The organism is Pelomonas sp. Root1217, from assembly GCF_001425705.1.
In the GTDB taxonomy this organism is placed as follows: Bacteria; Pseudomonadota; Gammaproteobacteria; order Burkholderiales; family Burkholderiaceae_C; genus Pelomonas.
On record NZ_LMDC01000023.1, the window covers coordinates 684,711 to 701,563 of the forward strand.

The window sequence follows — 16,853 nt, forward strand, 5'->3', positions numbered from 1 at the left end:
CGAATTCTTCCAGGCCGCTCCTAACGACTTCCTGATGCCCTCCAACCTAGGATGGGTTCATCGCATCAATAGGAGAGTCGCGTGATCATCGTCACCACCGAGAACCTCGCCGGCCACCGCGTCGCCGAGGTCAAGGGCCAGGTCTTTGGCGTCGTCGTGCGCAGCCGCGGCCTGGCCGGCAACATCATGGCGGGGCTGCGCTCCCTCGTCGGCGGTGAGATCACCGAGTACACGCAGTTGCTGGAGGAGGCGCGACGCCATGCCATCGACCGCATGGTCAAGAACGCCCAACTGATGGGCGGCAATGCCGTGGTAATGATGCGCTTCGATTCGTCGGAGATGGGCCAGACCATGAGCGAGATCGTCGCCTATGGCACGGCCGTGGTGGTCGAGCGGCTGCCGGCCTGACGCCATGTTGCGCAACCTGTTGCTCATCGCGGCGCTGGCAGTCGGCATGATCGGCCTGGGCGCGCGCCTGGCCGGCCACCACGACGCGGCGCCCTTCGCGATCTGGGGCTGCGTCATCGCCGCGGCCGTGTTGCTGGAGCGCTGGCGCTACCGGTCCCGCGATGCGACGCCGCATGGCAACTGGCAGAAGACCGAGGAACGCTTCGTCGACCCGGAATCCGGAAAGACCATGCTGGTGTTCTACAACCCGCAAACCGGCGGGCGCCGCTACGAACAAGATCCGCATGCCTGAGCGTCTCAACTACGCCATCAAGGCCGAGATCGCCGACACGCAGGCCGGCAGCTGGGCCTTTGCGGCGCAGAAGACGATGTATGACGGCAAACGCATCGCCGTCGGCGACGTGATCTACCTCTTCGCCAGCGAGAACGAGGGCGGCGCGGGGCTGGTCGCGCGCGGCGTGGTCACGTCCGCCGGGGCCATGCCTAGAAAGCCGGGCATCGAGCGCCAGACGCCGCGCGTCAGCATCACTGTCAAGCGGACTGCACTTGTGAAACGCCGCCTCGGCCGGGCCGAACTCAAGCCCTTTGCCGACTGGAACGATGGCCGGCCCGAGACCGAGCTGAACTTCAAGTTCTACCGCCAGGCGACGAACAAGATCGTCGCGCTCGGCGACTGGGCCGCCAGCTTTCTCGATGCCTTCTTCTGACGCCCGCGCGCCTCACGTTTGGTGAGCAGCGCCGTTACACAAATCCAGCCCGGATTCGGTTATGCTGCGCCGCAACATTGCAACGTCGCAATACCGCTTGTCTCCTCCACCGCCCCTGGGTGGATTTGGCCCTCTCGGTGGCTTGCCACCCGCAGAGGGCCTTTTCTTGTCCGGCTGCCTTTGGCGCCGCCAGCTGCAAGCGTTCGTTCAAGAGCCCAGCTGACGTTCAAGCTCGGCGCGCCGCTGCGTCAGCTGCCTGTCGCGAGCTCAGCCCCCAGGCTGGCGGCGGCTCTCGAGGAGGCGGATGCGCGCCTGCAGCTCGGCCAGCTCGCGATCACACTCCTGCGCCTTGATCGCCTCGATCTCGCCGTGGATGCGGCGCAGCTCCTGCAGTGGCGCGGACGCGGCCTGGGCCTCGGCCGGCTGCCGCTCGGCCATCTCGATCAACAGCTGGGTGATCACGCCCAGCTGGTCGCCGTAGCTCGCCACGTCGAAGGCCCGCGCCTCGATGCGCGCGTTGCCGGCCTGGGGTTTGATGCCGGCGAAGAACCAGTCCAGGCGCGGCTCGATGTCCTGCGCCACGTCGCCGCTGAAGGGCAGGCGCAACTGCGGCGCCCAGAGCCAAAACCATGGGAACATTCTTTTTCTCCCTTGCACACCGAACGGCTGGCGTGTGGGGGGATGGTGGCGTACGGTCGCACGCATGGCAAGCTCGCCTCCCGTCATGGCCCGCCGGCCACCGTGCCACTCACCGCGATTCCCAATTGACCCTCTGAAAAATGCGTGAATGCAGACAGTCGGCGATCCACGTCGCAATCCGGGCGTTGGCCCTGGCCAGCGTGGCACTGCTAGGGTTTGGCGGGTTCGGCGCGTCGGCCGAACCTTCGCCTGGCGGACCGCAGGTCGTGACCTACCCCTCGTCCGGTGCCGCCGGAGACAAGCGCGGCGACTACTACGCCAGCCTGCTCAAGCTGGCCTTGGGCAAGGCTGACGGCCACTTCGCCGTGCAGCCCTCCGCGAAGCCGAGCGTGGCCGTGCGAGCCTTCGTAAGCATGGCCGCGGGGCAGGATATCGACGTCGTCTGGGCACCGACCACGGTCCAGCTCGAGCGCGACTATCTGCCCGTGCGGATCCCGGTCGACAAGGGCATCCTCGGCTGGCGCATCTTCCTGATCGGCGAGGACGACCGAGGCCAGTTCGAGAGCATCCGTTCGCTGGAGCAGCTCAAGGCGCTGCCAGCCGGGCTGGTCAGGGAATGGGTCGACACGGGCGTCCTGCAGAGCAACGGCCTGCCTGTCGTCGCCGCCGCGCGCTACGAGAACCTGTTCACGATGCTGGCGGCGCAGCGCTTTCGCTACCTGCCGCGCGGCGTCGGCGAGATCTACGGCGAGTTGAGCAACTACGGCCACCTGGGCCTGGCCGTTGAATCCCACCTGGCGCTGCACTACCCGATGTGCAGCTACTTCTTTGTCGCCCGGCAGAACACCGAGCTGGCGCAGCACATCGAGCAGGGTCTGCGGCGCGCGCAGAAGGACGGGTCGTTCGAGCAGCTCTTCCAGCAGTTCTTCGGCAAGGCGGTGCAGGCCGCAAAGCTCGACAAGCGCCTGGTCTTCGAGCTGGACCACCCCACCGCGCCGGCGACCTGCCTGCGAGCCCCAATCCCACAATGACGCCGCATTGATGCCGCAGGCCACTGCGTCAAGCGCCCTCAGCGCACCCCTGCCAGCAGGGCCGCATTGCCCCCAGCTGCCGCCGTGTTGACCGTCAGCGTCTGCTCGGCCGCGAAGCGGTAGAGCTGGCGCACATGGCCGGCGCCAGTGACCAGCGGCAAGATGGCCCCAGCCCGCGTGGCCAGGGCTTGCGCGAGCACATGGGCGGCCGCGGAGTCGGACGATGCCAGCGCGACGCCAGCGAGCTGCGGCGCGGCGAGCAGCCCCGGTAGCGTCGCGTCGGGCAGTAGCGTCAGCGCGTTGACCGGCAGGCCGGCGCGCAGCAGGGCCTGGCGGGCGCGTTCGTCGCCGCCCAGCCAGATGGCGCTGTTGCCGGCCAGCAGGGCGCTGACGACCGCGGCCAGGCCCGCTTCGTCACGGCCGAGCACGGCGAAGACGCCCCGGGCGTGGTGGCGCAGCGTGTTGCTCTCGCCGGTCGGGCCGGGCAGCACGAGGTCGGCGAACTGCGCCTGCGCCGCGACGAACAGGCCACGCAAGGCGAGAGCGGTCGGCGCGTCCAACGTGTCGGCAGCGCGACGCAGCGTGGCGATGCGCTCAAGCAGCGGCGTGTCGCGCCAACCGGCGTCGGCGGCCACGGCCAAGGCCTCGCTGCGGCCGTCCATCGCGAGGGTCGGCAGCGGCGCGTCGAGCTGCGGCTCGGCGCAGAAGCGGCGCAGGTAGTCGGGGCCGCCGGCCTTGGGGCCGGTGCCGGACAGGCCTTCACCGCCAAAGGGCTGCACGCCCACCACCGCGCCGATGATGTTGCGGTTGACGTAGACGTTGCCGATGCGCGCCTCGTCGGCCAGGCGCTGGGCGCGGCTGTCGATGCGCGTCTGGATGCCCAGCGTCAGGCCATAGCCCAGCGCGTTGATCTCCTTGATGACGTCGTCGACCGAGTCGTCGAAGCGCACGACGTGCAGCACCGGGCCGAAGATCTCTTCGCCGAGGTGCGACACGCGCGGCAGCTCGAAAGCGACGGGGCGGATCTGGCGCGGCATGGCCTCGGCCACCGGCGCCTCGGCCAGCAGCTTGGCGTCGCGCTTGAGGCGCTCGACATGCTTGCTGATGTTGGCATGGGCCTCGTCGTCGATGACGGGACCGACGTCGGTGGCCAGTTGCGCGGGCTGGCCGACATGCAGCTGCGACAACGCGCCCTTGAGCATCTCGATGACACCCTCGGCAATGCTGGACTGCACGCACAGCAGGCGCAGTGCCGAGCAGCGCTGGCCGGCGGAGCGGAAGGCCGATTGCACGACGGCGTCGATGACCTGTTCGGGCAGGGCGGTGGAGTCAACCACCATCGCATTCAGACCGCCGGTCTCGGCGATCAGCGGAATCGGCGAGTTGGGCTTGGCGGCGAGCGCCTTGTTGATGATCTGCGCGACGACGGTGGAGCCGGTGAAGCAGACGCCGGCCGTGTGCGCATGGGCGACCAGGCCGGCGCCGACGGTCTCGCCGGGGCCATGCAACAGGGCCAGCGCAGAGTCCGGCACGCCGGCGGCGTGCAGCAGCTCGACCATCTTCAGCGCGACATAGGGTGTCTGCTCTGCGGGCTTGGCGGCAACGCTGTTGCCAGCCACCAGCGCAGCGACAACCTGGCCGGCAAAGATGGCCAGCGGGAAGTTCCACGGGCTGATGCAGACAAAGACGCCGCGGCCCTGCATCAATGCCGGCTCGGCTTCGGCCTGGTCGGCGTAGTAGCGCAGGAAGTCCACGGCCTCGCGCACCTCGGCGACGCAGTCGGCCTGGGTCTTGAAGGCTTCCTTGACGAGCAGGGCGCAGAACTCGGCCAGGCGGGCGTCGAGGGCGTCGGCAGCACGGCGCAGGATGGCGGCGCGCTGCGTGACGAGCGTGCCGTTCCAGGCGGGGAAGCCGGCGTGCAGGCGTTGCATCGCAGCGTCGACTTCAGCCGCCGAGGCCTCGGGCACAGTGAGCACGGGCGTCGTTTCGAGCGCAGCCTGCAACGCCATGCGCTGGGCCGGCGCGGTCAGGTCGGCGCCGGTGGAGTTGGCGCGGCCTCGGCCTTCGCTGTCCAGATAAAGGGCGGGCGGCAGCGGCAGGGCGCTGGTGTTGCGCACCTCGGCCAGCGGCGAGCCCAGCAGCTCGGGCACCTGCACGCTCGGGTCGGCCAGCTGGTGCACAAAGGACGAGTTGGCGCCGTTCTCCAGCAGGCGGCGCACCAGGTAGGCCAGCAGGTCACGGTGCTCGCCGACCGGCGCATAGACGCGGCAGGGGATGCTGCCGTCCTTCAGCACCTCGCGGTAGACACCTTCGCCCATGCCGTGCAGTCGCTGCATCTCGAAGGGGGCATTGGTGGCGCGGGCCATCTGCACGATGGCGGCGATGGTGCCGGCGTTGTGGCTGGCGAACTGCGGGTAGATGACGTCGGCGTGCTGGATCAGCGCACGCGCACAGGCCAGGTAGCTCACGTCGGTGTGCTGCTTGTGCGTGAACACCGGGTAGTGCGTCAGGCCCAGCTCCTGGGCGCGCTTGATCTCGCCGTCCCAGTAGGCGCCCTTCACGAGGCGCACCATGAAGCGCAGGCCATGCTTGCGCGCGATGGCCGCGACCTCGTCGACGACGGCGAGCGCACGCGATTGGTAGGCCTGCACGGCCAGGCCGAAGCCGCGCCAGTGCGGATAGTGCGTGGCGATGCGCGCGGCCAGTGTGTCCAGCACATCCAGCGACAGCTCCAGGCGGTCGACCTCCTCGGCGTCGATGGTGAGGTTGATATTGGCCTCGGCGGCCAGTTCGATGAGTTGCCACACGCGCGGCAGCAGCTCGGCGAAGACACGCTCGCGCTGCAGCACTTCGTAGCGGCTGAACAGCGCGCTGAGCTTGATGGAGATGCCGTCCGACGCTTCGGGTGACGCGGCGCGCTGGCCAGCGGCGATGGCCTTGATCGCGCCGACATAGGCTGCGTGATAGCGCAGCGCGTCGGCCTCGGTGCGGGCGCCTTCGCCCAGCATGTCGTAGCTGAAGCGGAGCTGCAGTCCCTGACCCCCGAGGTCGCCGCCTTGCGACGCCCGGCCCCCCGAGGGGGCGCCAGCGAGCTTGGGGCGGCCCTGCGCTCGCTGCTGCTTGCGGGCCGAGTCGGCCTCGCCCATCGCCTCGTTGATGTTGCGGCCCAGCACGAACTGCCGGCCCAGCAGCTGGATGGCGCGCACGGTGGCCGCCACCACCGTCTGCGCACCCAGGCGCTTAAACAGGCCGCCGTCGTCATCGGCGCCCGGCAGGAAGCGCTTGGACATCGAGATGGCCGAGGCCGACAACGCGGCCAGCATCTTGTGCGGGCTGCCTTCGCTGGCGCCATCGAAGTCGGCACGGCCGAGCTGGTCGGCCGTCAGCGCGATGGCCGTGGGCGCGTCGGGCACACGCAGCAGGGCTTCGGCCAGGCGCATCAGCGCGAGGCCTTCGGCGCTGGTGATCGGGTACTCACGCAGCAGCGATTCCATGGCCCAGAAGGGCGCCGGGTTCCTGCGCACCTGCTCCACCCAAGGCGCGGCCATGGCGATGACGCCGGGCCAGTTCAGCGCACCGCCGACGCGCTCGGCCAGGGCCTGCACGACGCCATGCTCGGCCCGGTAAGGATCGGGCAGGCGGGGCTGTTCGGGCGGGGCGACGAAGGGCGTGGGCATGGCAGAGCTCCTGGTGAGGTTTCGCACTCTAGCCACGGACTACTTGGATTAAATTCCAAGGATTCCAAGAACTGCCGAGAAAAATCCAGATGGCCGACGAAACCAGTCTCGACAAGATCGACGCCCGCATCTTGCGCGTGCTGCAGGCCGATGGGCGGATTTCTAACCTCAAGCTGGCCGAGACCGTGCACCTGTCGCCCACCGCCGTGCTGGAGCGCGTGAAGCGCCTGACGCGCGACGGCTACATCCTCGGCTACGAGGCACGGCTGAACCCGGCCAAGTTGGGCGCGGCCATGCTGGTCTTCATCGAGGTGCACCTGGACCGCACGGTGATGGATGTGATGGACAACTTCAAGGCCGCCGTCCAGGCCCGGCCTGAGATCCTGGAATGCCACCTCGTGGCCGGCGGCTTCGACTATCTGCTCAAGACCCGGGTGCGCGACATGGGCGCGTATCGGGAGTTCATCGGCAGTGTGATCTGGACGCTACCGGGCGTGCGCGAGACGCGGACCTATGCAGTCATGGAAGAGGTCAAGGCAACGAACGCATTGCCGATCTGAACCCCCGGACCCGCACTTCGTCGCGCCCAAATGCATCAGGTCGCCAGGCGCTGGCTGCCAGCGCCACATCGCGGCACATTGCGCGCGGGTCGCCAACTGAACCAGGAAGCTGACCTTGCCGAGTTTCAGCTGGGCAGTGCTGCGGTTATGGAAAGCCTGCCGCATTGAACACCGCTCCACCCCGTCAAATTCAAAATCCATTCCATGAGACAACCAGCTTCCGTCTTTCGTCGCGCACTGTTCATCATTCCCTTCCTGCTGCACTTCACGCATGCGATGGCGCAAAACCTTCCGGGAAAGCGCGACTCACTGCATTCGGACATCTTGAATGAGGAAAGGGTCATACAGGTCCTACTGCCTGAAAACTACAAACCCGGGTCGGAGGAGAAGTATGACGTGCTCTACATCCTGGATGGCGATTCGAACATGAAGTCGATTTCGGCCATCCAGCAGTTTGCGCAGGCCGAGTCCTACATGCCGCCCATCATCCTGGTGGCCGTGTTCAATACCAATCGCGATCGTGACCTCCTGCCCACGCATGTCGGCCCGAAGCCATCGGGCGGGGCGGGCAAGTTCCTTTCGTTCTTCAAGAACGAACTCATACCCTACGTCAACAAGACCTATCCCACCAACGGCAACAACATCCTGTTTGGTCATTCCTTTGGCGGGGTGTTTTCCACGTATGCACTCCTGAATGAACCGCAGCTTTTCAATTCCTACCTGGCCGTTGACCCGAGCTTTTGGTGGGACAGTGGCTACATGAACAAGCTCGCGGCCGACAAGTTGAGCGCGTCAGTGCCGCGGGGCAAAGCCCTTTTCATCGCCGGGCGCGCCGGGGAGGGGCTCAAGGAAATGGCAATCACCGGCATGGATGCCATTCTCCAGAGCAAGGCACCCCAGGACTTGAAATGGAAAATCGTGGCCTATGCGGATGAGACGCATGGATCCGTGCGGCTGAAAAGCGTCTACGACGGGTTGAGATTTTTCTACGATGGCTACAGCAACAAGCCCATCGAATTTCACCCCATGAATGGCGTGGTACTCAAGGACAAGCCCTATAAAATTTACTATTTCGGATCATCCCAGTCGGTGCGCTACACCACCGATGGCAGTGAACCTGCCGAATCTTCCACAAAAATGGGAGCAGAAAACGACCTGATCAACGACACAAAAATATTCGCCAAGTCAGTGGGCCGCAACGACCGCTATAACAAGGTATCCATCGGCGAGTTCAAAGTCGGCAAAACGCTTGCGGCGAGCGCAATGCCGAAAAGTGCCAAACCGGGGGGCTTGCATTATTCGTACTACGAAGGGGAATGGGACGCGCTGCCCGACTTCGAAAAACTCAAAGCCCTCCAGTCCGGCATCACCAACAAGGACTTCGATGTCAACCGCCTGCCGCGCCAGACCAACTTTGCCTGCCTGATCGAAGGCTATATTGAAATCCAGAAGGCGGGCTATTACATCTTTGCGCTGGACTCGGACGACGGCTCGAAACTCTATCTGGGCGAGAACCTGCTGATTTCCTACGACGGCCTTCATGGCGACGGCAGCCCAAAAACCTATCTCATCCCGTTGGAGAAGGGTTTCTACCCAATTCGGATGGAATACTTCCAGAAAGCCGGAGGCGCTCATCTCAAGCTGCAATATGTCGTCCCAGGCGAGGAAAAGCCCCGCCCGATTTCTATTCCGTTTGAACTCCAATACAGCCGCCATTGAATGCTGAGCTGCGGCCCACGGGCCGCAGCCGTGCATGCGACGGCACGCCGAGACGGGGGTAAACAGGGCGCGGGAAACGCCGGCACGGCTTGGACAATGCCCGTTTTCAAGCCCGCCTGTCCATGATCCACCGCACCCTGACGCTGGCCCTGTGGCTGCTGACCGCATGGGCCCCCGTGGCCTTGGCGCAGCCGGTGTCCAGCGCGCTGGAGCCCCAATTCGCCAGCGTGCCGGTACCGCGCGACGTCGTGGGCAGCCTGGCTCAGGACCGCCAAGGCCTGATCTGGGTCGGCACCAGCGACGGCCTGGCGCGCTTTGATGGCTACCGCCTGCGCCCCATCGAGCGCGAAGGCGCCACACCCGTGCAGCGCAACCTGGGCTGGGTGCGCTCGCTGGCGCCCGCCGCAGACGGCGGTATGTGGATTGGCACCGAGGTCAACGGCCTGGCACGCTACGAGCCTGCCTTCGACCGGGTGCGCATGCTGGGCAGCGGCAGCGAGCGCGCCACGCCCATCCGCGCGCTGGCGGAGGACGACGCCGGCCGGGTCTGGGTGGGCACGCTGGGCCAGGGCCTGCTGCGCTTTGAGCCGAAAACCGCGCGCTTCGAGACCGAGCCGCTGCGCGTCGACGGCGAAACCGAACGCCGCGTGCTGGCGCTGGCCGTGGGCCGCGACGGCGCGCTGTGGGCTGGCCACTGGCGCGGCCTCGCCCGGCGCGACGCGCAGGGCGGCTGGGCAACGCTGGCCTTGCCCGACAACGCCGTCATCGGCATCAGCACTCTGCTGGAGGACCGCGCTGGCCGGCTCTGGTTCGGCAGCGTGGACGGCCGGGTCGGCCGGATCGAGGCGAACGGCCAGCCGCGCTGGCTGGCGGCGCGCTTCAAGGGTGGCGTGCAGGCGCTGGCGCAGAGCCCCGACGGCACGGTCTGGGCCGGCCTGAACGACGGCATCGCCTGGCTGGACGGCGACAGCGGCGCGCTGCTGCGCCAGTTGCGCCACAACCCGCATCTGCCCGGCGGCCTGGCCGGCAATGACGTCAACGTGCTGCTGCGCGACCAGACCGGCACCATGTGGGTGGGCGGCTATGGCGTGGGCCTGCAGCGCCACCAGCAGCATCCGGCCCTGGCCGTGCGCGGCCCCGATGCCGACCCCCGCAGCCCGCTGGCCAGCAGCGACCTGCGCGGCCTGCTGCCCCGCCGTGATGGCCTGCTCATGGTGGCCACGCACAGCGGCCCGGTCGCCCTGCTGGATGCGCAGCTGCGCACCGTCGGCCGCTGGCCGCGCGAGGCCGACACGCCGGTGGACAACCTCGCCGAAGGGCCGGACGGCAGCGTCTGGCTGGTGGCCAACGGCCGCCTGGAGAAGCGCGAGCCGCGCAGCGCCCGCCTGCTCGCCAGCTGGGCGCTGGAGGGCGGCCGCGCCCACCGCGTGCTGGTGCTGCCCAACAGCGAGGGCGGGGAGGTCTGGGTCGGCATGCAGGACGGGCTCTACCGCCTGCCGTCGCCCAAGGCCCGCATCGAGCGGGTGCGCCGTGCGGATGGCGAGCCGCTGCGCGGCGGCGTGCATGCGCTGCGCGTGGAGGCCCGCAACGGCCAGCTTTGGGTCGGCGCGCTGGCCGGCCTGTTCCGTTGGGACGGCCAGCGCCTGGCCGAGGTGCAGGGCGCGCCCGGCGAGGCGCTGGGCTTTCCTGCCGTGCTCGGCCTGCTGCACACCCGCGACGGCAGTCTTTACGTGGACACCGCCGTCAGCGGCCTGCACCGGCTCAAGGGCTATGACGCGCAGGGCCGGGCGCGCTTCGAACGCATCAGCGAGCGCATGGGCGCGCCGGGCCGGCCCTTCGGTGTCAACCTGCACGAGGACGCCAAGGGCCGCGTGTGGAGCCAGCAATCCGTCTACGACCCGAACGCCAACCGCCTGGACGAGCTCTCTGGTGCCGAGGGCCCGCCGATGGGCACGCCGCGCTTCTTCGCCGACGCCGCCCTGCCCGACGGCCGCCTGGTCTTCTGCGGCAGCCGCGGCCTGCTCGTCATCGAGCCGCTGGCTTTCATGCCTTCGCGCTATGCGCCGCCGGTGGTCGTCAGCAGCCTGCGCCGCGATGGCCAGCTCTTCCAGCCGGACCAGGACCTGAAGCAAGGCTTGAAGCTGCCGGCCGGTACCCGCAGTGTGGCCGTCGAGTTTGCAGCGCTGGACTACATCGACCCGGCCAAGCTGCGCTACATGATGCGCCTGGCGGGCTGGGACGCCGAATGGACGTTCACCGACGCCAGCGCCCGTTTCGCCAGCTATGGCGGCCTGCCGCCGGGCCGCTACCGGCTGGAGGTGTACGCCACCAACCATCATGGCCTGTGGGGCGACCGCCCGCTGCTGCTCGACATCGAGCTGCTGCCGGCCTGGTGGCAGACGCGCTGGGCCCAGGCCGGCGCAGTGCTGGCGCTGCTTGGCCTCGGGTGGGCGCTGTTGCGCTGGGTTGTGGCGCGGCGCACCGCGCAGCTGCGCCGACGCGAAACGGCGCTGCAGGCCCTGGTGGAGCAGCGCACCACGGAGCTGCGCGAGGCCAGCACCACCGACCCGCTGACCGGCCTGCGCAACCGCCGCTACCTGGACTCGCGGGTGACCTCGGACCTGCAGCTGTGCCTGCGCCACTACACCGAGCCGCGCCACAGCAGCCCCGATCGTCACCGCGACGACGAGGCCGACCTGCTCGTCATGCTGATGGATCTCGATCACTTCAAGCGCATCAACGACCGCCACGGCCACGCTTCGGGCGACCTGGTGCTGGTCGAGTTCGCACGCAGACTGCGCATGGTGTTCCGGGAGAGCGACGTGCTGGTGCGCTGGGGCGGCGAGGAATTCCTGGCCCTGGCCCGCGGCGGCGCACGCAGCGGCGCCACGGAGCTGGCGGCGCGCTTCAATGCCACCGTGCGCGAGCAGCCCTTCACGCTGGCCGACGGCAGCACGCTGGCTGTCACCGTGTCCATCGGCTTTGCCGTATTTCCCCTGGACCCCGAAGCGCCCCGGGCCTGGGACTGGGACGCCACGCTCAGCCTGGCCGACACCGCCCTGTATGCCGCCAAGGCGCAGGGCCGCGACGGCTACCTGGGCGTGCTGCGTGCCGACGGCCTGCGGCCCGACGAGCTGGCCCTGGACAACGACGCCTGGCCCGATGAGCCGCGGCTGCAGGTGCGGCGCAGCGTGTGAGCGCCAGGGCTGGCGGCGGGCTCCAGCGGCGCCGCAAAATGCGCGCTTTCAAGACAACCCACGTCCACGATGCACCGCACCCTCACGCTGACGGCCTGCCTGCTGGCCAGCTTCGCCGCCGAGGCCGTGTCGACGACCGCGCAGATCACCGCCCAGTCGGCCCTGCTGGGCGTGCAACTGGCCGCCAAGCATCGCGAGGCCAAGGGCGGCCTGCCCGCCGCGCAGAACGCCTGCATCCAGGCCCTGCAGCCCAGCGAGTTCTACGAGACGACCGAACGGGTGGTCACGACGTCGCTGAGTGCCAGCGAAGTGGCTGCGGCCGACCGGTTTTTCAGCTCGGTCCCGGGCCACAAATACGCCAGGCAGGGCCTGCTGGGCATCTACACGGCGCTGGGCGAAAAGGCCCCCGAGCCCCTGCCCGCCATTTCGGCAGCCGAAGTCAAGGCCATCGACGCCTTTGCCGCCTCGCCGGCCGGGCAGGCCCTGTTCACCCGCCAGGTCCTGCAATCACCGGCGGCCCGCGACGCCTATGACGGCCGCGCCCGTGAGCTGATCACGCGCTGCCAGGCCGCGAAGCCGGATCGCGCGGACTAGCGCCCCGTGTCCCGGGCCGCCAGCGCCGCCGCCACCGCCAGGCGCAGGGCCGGCAGTACCTCCGCCTCAAACCAGGGCCGGTCCTTGAGCCAGCGTTGGTTGCGCGGGCTGGGATGAGGCAGCGGCAGCAGGCCACGGGCCAGGCCGTCGCGCCAATCCGTCACGCATTCATTGACCGAGGCCTTGCGCGGCAGGTGCCAGGCCAGGGCGTATTGGCCGATGGCCAGCGTCAGGCGGATCCGGGGCAGCGCGTCCAGCACTCGCTGGCGCCACAGCGGCGCGCACGCCGGGCTCGGCGGCAGGTCGCCCGAAGGCCCCGTGCCCGGGAAGCACATGCCCATCGGCAGGATGGCAAAACAGGCCGGGTCGAAGAAGGTCTCGCGCGACACGCCCAGCCAGTGGCGCAGGCGGTCGCCGCTGACATCGTCGAACGGCCGGCCCTTGGCGTGGGCGATGCGGCCGGGCGCCTGGCTGGCGATCAGGATGGGCGCGCGCCGGTCGAGCTGAAAGATGGGCTTGGCGCCCAGTGGCAGGTCCGGCTCGCAGTGCGTGCAGGCGCGCAGCTCGGGCAGCAGCCGCCGCAGCGCCGTGGTCATGGCAGGCCGATTTCTCGCGGGCCGAGCGACGGGCCGCTCCCTAGCCGGCCCGCTCTGGCGATGTGCTTGCCGGTCGAACCGGCAAGCATCGCCGTCCCCCCGGGGGACCGGCCAAGGTACTCCTTGGACGAGGGGCTCACAAGTGTTTGCCAAGAAAACGCATCGTCCGGTCCCAGGCCAGCTGCGCCCAGGCCGCGTCGTACTGCGTCTTGGCGATGCGCCCGGGGCCCTGCGCGGTCTCGTTGGCAAAGGCGTGGCGAGCAAGGTAGCGGTGGCCTTCGTAGCGCACGCCCGCCTCCTTCAGCTTGGCTTCCAGCACGTCCACCTGGTCGATGGCGAAGAACTCGTCCTGCTCGGCCCAATGCGCCTGCACGGGCAACTTCAGCTTGGCCGCATCGATGGCCTTGGCCGGCGGCATGCCGTACCAGACCACCGCCGCGTCGGCCTCTGACGAGCCTTGCGCCGACAGCCAGGTCAGCGCGCCGCCCATGCAAAAGCCGGTGATACCGACCTTGCCACTGCCGAGCTTCAGGGCTTTCAGGTGGAGCAAGGCGCCGCGGATGTCCTGCGAGGCGGCGTCGGCGAAATCGAGGTCGGACTTCAGGTGGTTGGCCTCTTCCTCCTCAACGGTGCTCTTGCCGCGGTAGAGGTCGGGCACAAGCGCCGTGAAGCCAGCCGATGCGAAGCGCTCGGCGACGCCGCGGATCTGGTCATTCAACCCCCACCATTCCTGGATGACGACGATGGCGCCCAGCGGACGGGCCGCCTCGGCGAGATGGCCGGGCGAGGACGCGCCGTCGGGGCGCTGGAACTGAATTCGCTGGCTCATGGGAAGTCTCCGGTACGGGTGGCGAAGCGCAAAGGCTAGCGCAAGGCCCCCGGGGAGATTTCAGCGCTGTGCTTCCAGACGTTGCAGCAGGGCCTGCGCCGCTGGGCGGTCGAAGGCGGCCTGCGGGTCGGCCAGCGCGGCACGCAGTTCCTGGCGGGCCTCCTCGCGGCGCCCCAGTTGCGCAAGCACGCTGGCGAGGTGGTAGCGGACCCCGGCCGACGCCGGATCGCGGAGCCGGGCGTCGCGCAGCAGCTGCAGTGCCCGCTCGTGCTGGCCCTGCACCGCGTGGGCCCAGCCCGCGGTGTCGAGGATGGCGGCGTTGGTGGGTTCGCGCTTGAGCGCCTCCTGAGCAAGCGCCAGCGCACCGGGGTCCTTCAGCTGCAGCAGCACCTCGGCCAGGTTGTTGCGCACCGCGTTCGAGCCGGTCTGCTGCAGCAACTGCTCGTAGTGCCGGCGGGCGTCGGCCCAGCGGCCGTAGGCCACCAGGCTCTCGGCCAGCGCATTGCGCACGACGGCATCGTCCGGATGCCGGGCCAGCCACTGCTCCAGCAGCGCCAGGTTGCGCGCGGCGTCCACCTGGCCGACCTGGGCGGCGTACAGGCGCAGCAGGTTCTCGGCGCCGGGTGCCAGGCGCTGGGCCTGGGTGAAGGCGTCGATGGCAACGGCCGTCTGGCGGCGGGCCAGCGCGGCCTGGCCCAGTAGGCTGTAGCCCAGGGCGGACTGGGGCTGTTGCTGCACAAGGCGGCGCGCGCGGGCCTCGGCGTCGGCGACGTCGCCGGCGAGCAGCGCGGCCTCGACCCGCAGGCGCTGCAGCGTCGTCTGTGCGGGTTGCAGCTGCAAGGCCTTGTCGAGCGTGAAGCGCGCGCCCGGCGCGTCGCCGGCCCGCATCTGCAACCGGCCCGCCACGGCCAGGGTGGTCATGTCCTGGTCGGCCAGCCGGCCGGCCTGCACGAGCAGCGGCCGGGCCGCGGCCGCATCGCCATCGGCCAGGGCCGCGCGGGCGGACAGCAGCAGCGCGCCAACGTGTTCGGGTGCACGGCCGAGCAGGGCCTTCGCGGCCACGCGGGCTTCGCCGGCGCGGTGCTGGCGCAGCAAGAACTCGACCAGCGCAGCCTGCGGACGCAGATCCTGCGGGCCGGCCTTGGCCAGGGCTCGCTCCAGCAGGGCCTGGGCCTCGGCCGGCCGGTTGCGGCCTTCCTCCAGGGCCGATAGCGCCAGGCAGGCATCCACCGCGAGCTGTTCCGCCTTGACCATGGCCTGCAGGCGAGCCGCGGCGGCATCCACGCGGCCGAGCTGGCGCTCCGCCTCGGCCAGCATCAGCCGTGCCGGATGCAGCTCGGGGTCGAGCTTCAGGCCCTCCTCCAGCAGCGGCGGCACGGCGGCGGCCCGGCCGGCGGCGAGCAGCACGCGGGCCAATTGCAGGCGCACAACCTGCTCGCGCGGCTGGCGCTTGAGCTGCTCGGTCAGCACGCCGACGGCCGCCTGCTGGCCCGCGGCGTCGCCGCGCTCGACCAGGGCCCCGGCAAGGGCGAGCGCGGCGTCGACCTGCCTCGGGTCCTGTTTGAGTGCCGCCTGGAAGGCCTGGATCGCAGCGTCGGCCTGGCCCTGGTGCAGCAACGCCTGGCCCAGCGTCGTGAAGAAGGCTGGGGATTCCTGGCTGCGCAGCGCCTCGCGCATCAGTGCGACGGTCTGCTCGGTCTGGCCGGCCGCCAGGCGCGCCTGGCCCAGCAGGTTCAGCGCGTCGGCCTGGCGGGGCTGCTCGGCCAGCGCCGCCTCCAGCGCCGCGATGCCGGCGGCCGTCTGGCGCTGGCTCAGGTAGAGCCGGGCCAGCAGCGTGGCGCCAGCGGCGCCGCCCTGTGCGCTGCGGTAGCGCTCGAGGTAGCTCTTGGCCTGGTCGGCCTCGCCGAGGGCGACATGGGCCAGGCCGCCCAGCAGCAGCATGCGCGGTCGAAAGCGCAGCTGGCTCTCGGGCTGGGGGTCGATCTGGGCGGTCACGCGGCGCAGTGCCGCGGTCATTGCGGCACGGTCGCCGCGCTGGCCGGCTTCCAGCGCCTGCAGGTAAGCCACGCGCGGGTCCTGGCCATGGTCGGTGCCGAGCTGGCGCAGCTCGGCGCGCAGGTCGTCCCAGCGCGCCTGCTGCAGCAGCAGCTGGGCGCGCATCAGGCGGGCCTCCAGATGCTTGGCATCGGCCGCCAGCACCCGGTCGAGCGCGCCGAGCTGGGCGTCCGCCGGCGCGCCTTCAGCCTGCAGCAGCTGCGCCTGGGCCAGGCGCGCGTCGGCGGCGTCGGGTGCCAGGCGCAGCGCGCGCTCCACGGCAGCGGCGGCCTCGCGGCGCTGGCCGAGCTTCAGGCGCATCGGCAGTTCGGCCAGTGCGCCGGCGAGGTTGCCGGGGGCTTCGGCGCGCAGCACGTCCAGCTCGGCCAGCGCGGCCTCGGGGCGGCCCAGCTCGAACTGGGCCTGGGCGCGGGCCAGCAGCAACTGGTGGCGGGCGGAGTCGTGCAGCCGCGCCGGCGCCAAGCGTGCGTCAGCCAGCAGCTGGCTGTGCTTGCCCAGCAGCAGCTGGGCGCGGCTCAGCGTCGCGGCCAGGTCTTCGATGGGCACGCCGCGAGACAGCGCACGCTCGGCGGCGGCCTCGGCGCCGGCGGCGTTGCCGCCCTCGAGCAGCACCTTGCTCAGCAGCACTTCGGCCAGCAGCAGGTCCGGGTCGGTGATGAGGGCCTTGCGCACCTGCTCCAGCGCGCAGGCCAGGTCACGCTTGTCGAAGCACTTCTCGCCGGTGTCGAAGAAGTGGTAGGCCAGGTCATGCTTGCCGGTCGTGTCGCCGGGCGCGGTGGCCAGGGCGCCGGCAGCCCACAGGGCCAGCAACAGGCCCGTCAGCCGGCACGCGGGGCGCATG

13 protein-coding genes are annotated in these 16,853 nt (G+C 69.6%); 8 read left to right on the forward strand and 5 right to left on the reverse strand.

The features are described 5' to 3' along the window. The first annotated feature begins 81 nt into the window (after nucleotides 1-81). The 3 genes from ASC95_RS17445 to ASC95_RS17455 are packed head-to-tail and all read left to right on the forward strand — an operon-like array spanning nucleotide 82 to nucleotide 1,115. A complete protein-coding gene (locus tag ASC95_RS17445) occupies nucleotides 82-408 on the forward strand; it encodes a YbjQ family protein (RefSeq protein ID WP_057298968.1) in 327 nt (108 codons plus the stop codon). A gap of 4 nt (nucleotides 409-412) precedes the next feature. After that, nucleotides 413-700, forward strand: a complete 288-nt coding sequence (locus tag ASC95_RS17450; RefSeq protein ID WP_057298969.1) for a hypothetical protein — start codon at nucleotides 413-415, stop codon at nucleotides 698-700. Then, entirely contained in the window at nucleotides 693-1,115 is a 423-nt protein-coding gene (locus ASC95_RS17455) for a hypothetical protein (RefSeq protein ID WP_057298970.1), read from the forward strand. The genes ASC95_RS17450 and ASC95_RS17455 overlap by 8 nt, the downstream gene beginning before the upstream one ends. Before the next feature lie 267 nt (nucleotides 1,116-1,382). Here ASC95_RS17455 and ASC95_RS31415 read toward each other — a convergent pair whose 3' ends face one another. Next, entirely contained in the window at nucleotides 1,383-1,754 is a 372-nt protein-coding gene (locus ASC95_RS31415) for a hypothetical protein (protein ID WP_057298971.1), read from the reverse strand. A 140-nt stretch (nucleotides 1,755-1,894) separates the two neighbouring features. Here ASC95_RS31415 and ASC95_RS17465 point away from each other — a divergent pair, with 140 nt between their 5' ends. Continuing rightward, on the forward strand, nucleotides 1,895-2,785 hold the full coding sequence (locus ASC95_RS17465; protein WP_157256368.1) for a transporter substrate-binding domain-containing protein: 891 nt from the start codon (nucleotides 1,895-1,897) through the stop codon (nucleotides 2,783-2,785). A gap of 38 nt (nucleotides 2,786-2,823) precedes the next feature. On the opposite strand, the gene ASC95_RS17470 is transcribed toward ASC95_RS17465, so the two are convergent. Further along, a complete protein-coding gene (locus ASC95_RS17470) occupies nucleotides 2,824-6,462 on the reverse strand; it encodes an L-glutamate gamma-semialdehyde dehydrogenase (RefSeq protein WP_082567869.1) in 3,639 nt (1,212 codons plus the stop codon). 89 nt (nucleotides 6,463-6,551) lie between these two features. Here ASC95_RS17470 and ASC95_RS17475 point away from each other — a divergent pair, with 89 nt between their 5' ends. The 4 genes from ASC95_RS17475 to ASC95_RS17490 all read left to right on the forward strand — a co-directional run bounded on the left by ASC95_RS17475 (nucleotide 6,552) and on the right by ASC95_RS17490 (nucleotide 12,532). Beyond that, nucleotides 6,552-7,022 (forward strand): Lrp/AsnC ligand binding domain-containing protein, encoded by a 471-nt coding sequence (locus ASC95_RS17475; RefSeq protein ID WP_057298973.1) that lies wholly within the window; start codon nucleotides 6,552-6,554, stop codon nucleotides 7,020-7,022. Nucleotides 7,023-7,226: 204 nt separating this feature from the next. Next, nucleotides 7,227-8,741 carry an alpha/beta hydrolase-fold protein gene (locus ASC95_RS17480; protein WP_057298974.1) on the forward strand — a complete coding sequence of 505 codons (1,515 nt, stop codon included), beginning with the start codon at nucleotides 7,227-7,229 and terminating at the stop codon, nucleotides 8,739-8,741. A 122-nt stretch (nucleotides 8,742-8,863) separates the two neighbouring features. Continuing rightward, nucleotides 8,864-11,938: a ligand-binding sensor domain-containing diguanylate cyclase gene (locus ASC95_RS17485; protein ID WP_057298975.1), complete on the forward strand. Its 3,075-nt coding sequence runs from the start codon at nucleotides 8,864-8,866 to the stop codon at nucleotides 11,936-11,938. A gap of 69 nt (nucleotides 11,939-12,007) precedes the next feature. Continuing rightward, on the forward strand, nucleotides 12,008-12,532 hold the full coding sequence (locus tag ASC95_RS17490; protein WP_057298976.1) for a hypothetical protein: 525 nt from the start codon (nucleotides 12,008-12,010) through the stop codon (nucleotides 12,530-12,532). Here the strand turns inward: ASC95_RS17490 and ASC95_RS17495 are convergent. From ASC95_RS17495 to prsT, 3 genes are all read right to left on the reverse strand, one after another. Beyond that, nucleotides 12,529-13,128 (reverse strand): uracil-DNA glycosylase family protein, encoded by a 600-nt coding sequence (locus ASC95_RS17495; protein WP_057298977.1) that lies wholly within the window; start codon nucleotides 13,126-13,128, stop codon nucleotides 12,529-12,531. The genes ASC95_RS17490 and ASC95_RS17495 overlap by 4 nt on opposite strands. A 136-nt stretch (nucleotides 13,129-13,264) precedes the next feature. Further along, nucleotides 13,265-13,957: a dienelactone hydrolase family protein gene (locus ASC95_RS17500; RefSeq protein WP_057298978.1), complete on the reverse strand. Its 693-nt coding sequence runs from the start codon at nucleotides 13,955-13,957 to the stop codon at nucleotides 13,265-13,267. Nucleotides 13,958-14,017: 60 nt separating this feature from the next. Next, on the reverse strand, nucleotides 14,018-16,852 hold the full coding sequence (gene prsT / locus ASC95_RS17505; RefSeq protein ID WP_057298979.1) for an XrtA/PEP-CTERM system TPR-repeat protein PrsT: 2,835 nt from the start codon (nucleotides 16,850-16,852) through the stop codon (nucleotides 14,018-14,020). Nucleotide 16,853 lies beyond the last annotated feature (1 nt).

What these genes read in the sequence shown, in the direction of transcription:
- ASC95_RS17455 (WP_057298970.1), top strand. Translation starts at nt 693, where the DNA reads ATGCCTGAGCGTCTCAACTACGCCATCAAGGCCGAGATCGCCGACACG.
- ASC95_RS17450 (WP_057298969.1), top strand. Translation starts at nt 413, where the DNA reads ATGTTGCGCAACCTGTTGCTCATCGCGGCGCTGGCAGTCGGCATGATC.
- ASC95_RS17465 (WP_157256368.1), top strand. Translation starts at nt 1,895, where the DNA reads ATGCGTGAATGCAGACAGTCGGCGATCCACGTCGCAATCCGGGCGTTG.
- ASC95_RS17480 (WP_057298974.1), top strand. Translation starts at nt 7,227, where the DNA reads ATGAGACAACCAGCTTCCGTCTTTCGTCGCGCACTGTTCATCATTCCC.
- ASC95_RS17500 (WP_057298978.1), bottom strand. Translation starts at nt 13,957, where the DNA reads ATGAGCCAGCGAATTCAGTTCCAGCGCCCCGACGGCGCGTCCTCGCCC.
- ASC95_RS31415 (WP_057298971.1), bottom strand. Translation starts at nt 1,754, where the DNA reads ATGTTCCCATGGTTTTGGCTCTGGGCGCCGCAGTTGCGCCTGCCCTTC.
- ASC95_RS17490 (WP_057298976.1), top strand. Translation starts at nt 12,008, where the DNA reads ATGCACCGCACCCTCACGCTGACGGCCTGCCTGCTGGCCAGCTTCGCC.
- ASC95_RS17485 (WP_057298975.1), top strand. Translation starts at nt 8,864, where the DNA reads ATGATCCACCGCACCCTGACGCTGGCCCTGTGGCTGCTGACCGCATGG.
- ASC95_RS17475 (WP_057298973.1), top strand. Translation starts at nt 6,552, where the DNA reads ATGGCCGACGAAACCAGTCTCGACAAGATCGACGCCCGCATCTTGCGC.
- prsT (WP_057298979.1), bottom strand. Translation starts at nt 16,852, where the DNA reads ATGCGCCCCGCGTGCCGGCTGACGGGCCTGTTGCTGGCCCTGTGGGCT.
- ASC95_RS17495 (WP_057298977.1), bottom strand. Translation starts at nt 13,128, where the DNA reads ATGACCACGGCGCTGCGGCGGCTGCTGCCCGAGCTGCGCGCCTGCACG.
- ASC95_RS17470 (WP_082567869.1), bottom strand. Translation starts at nt 6,462, where the DNA reads ATGCCCACGCCCTTCGTCGCCCCGCCCGAACAGCCCCGCCTGCCCGAT.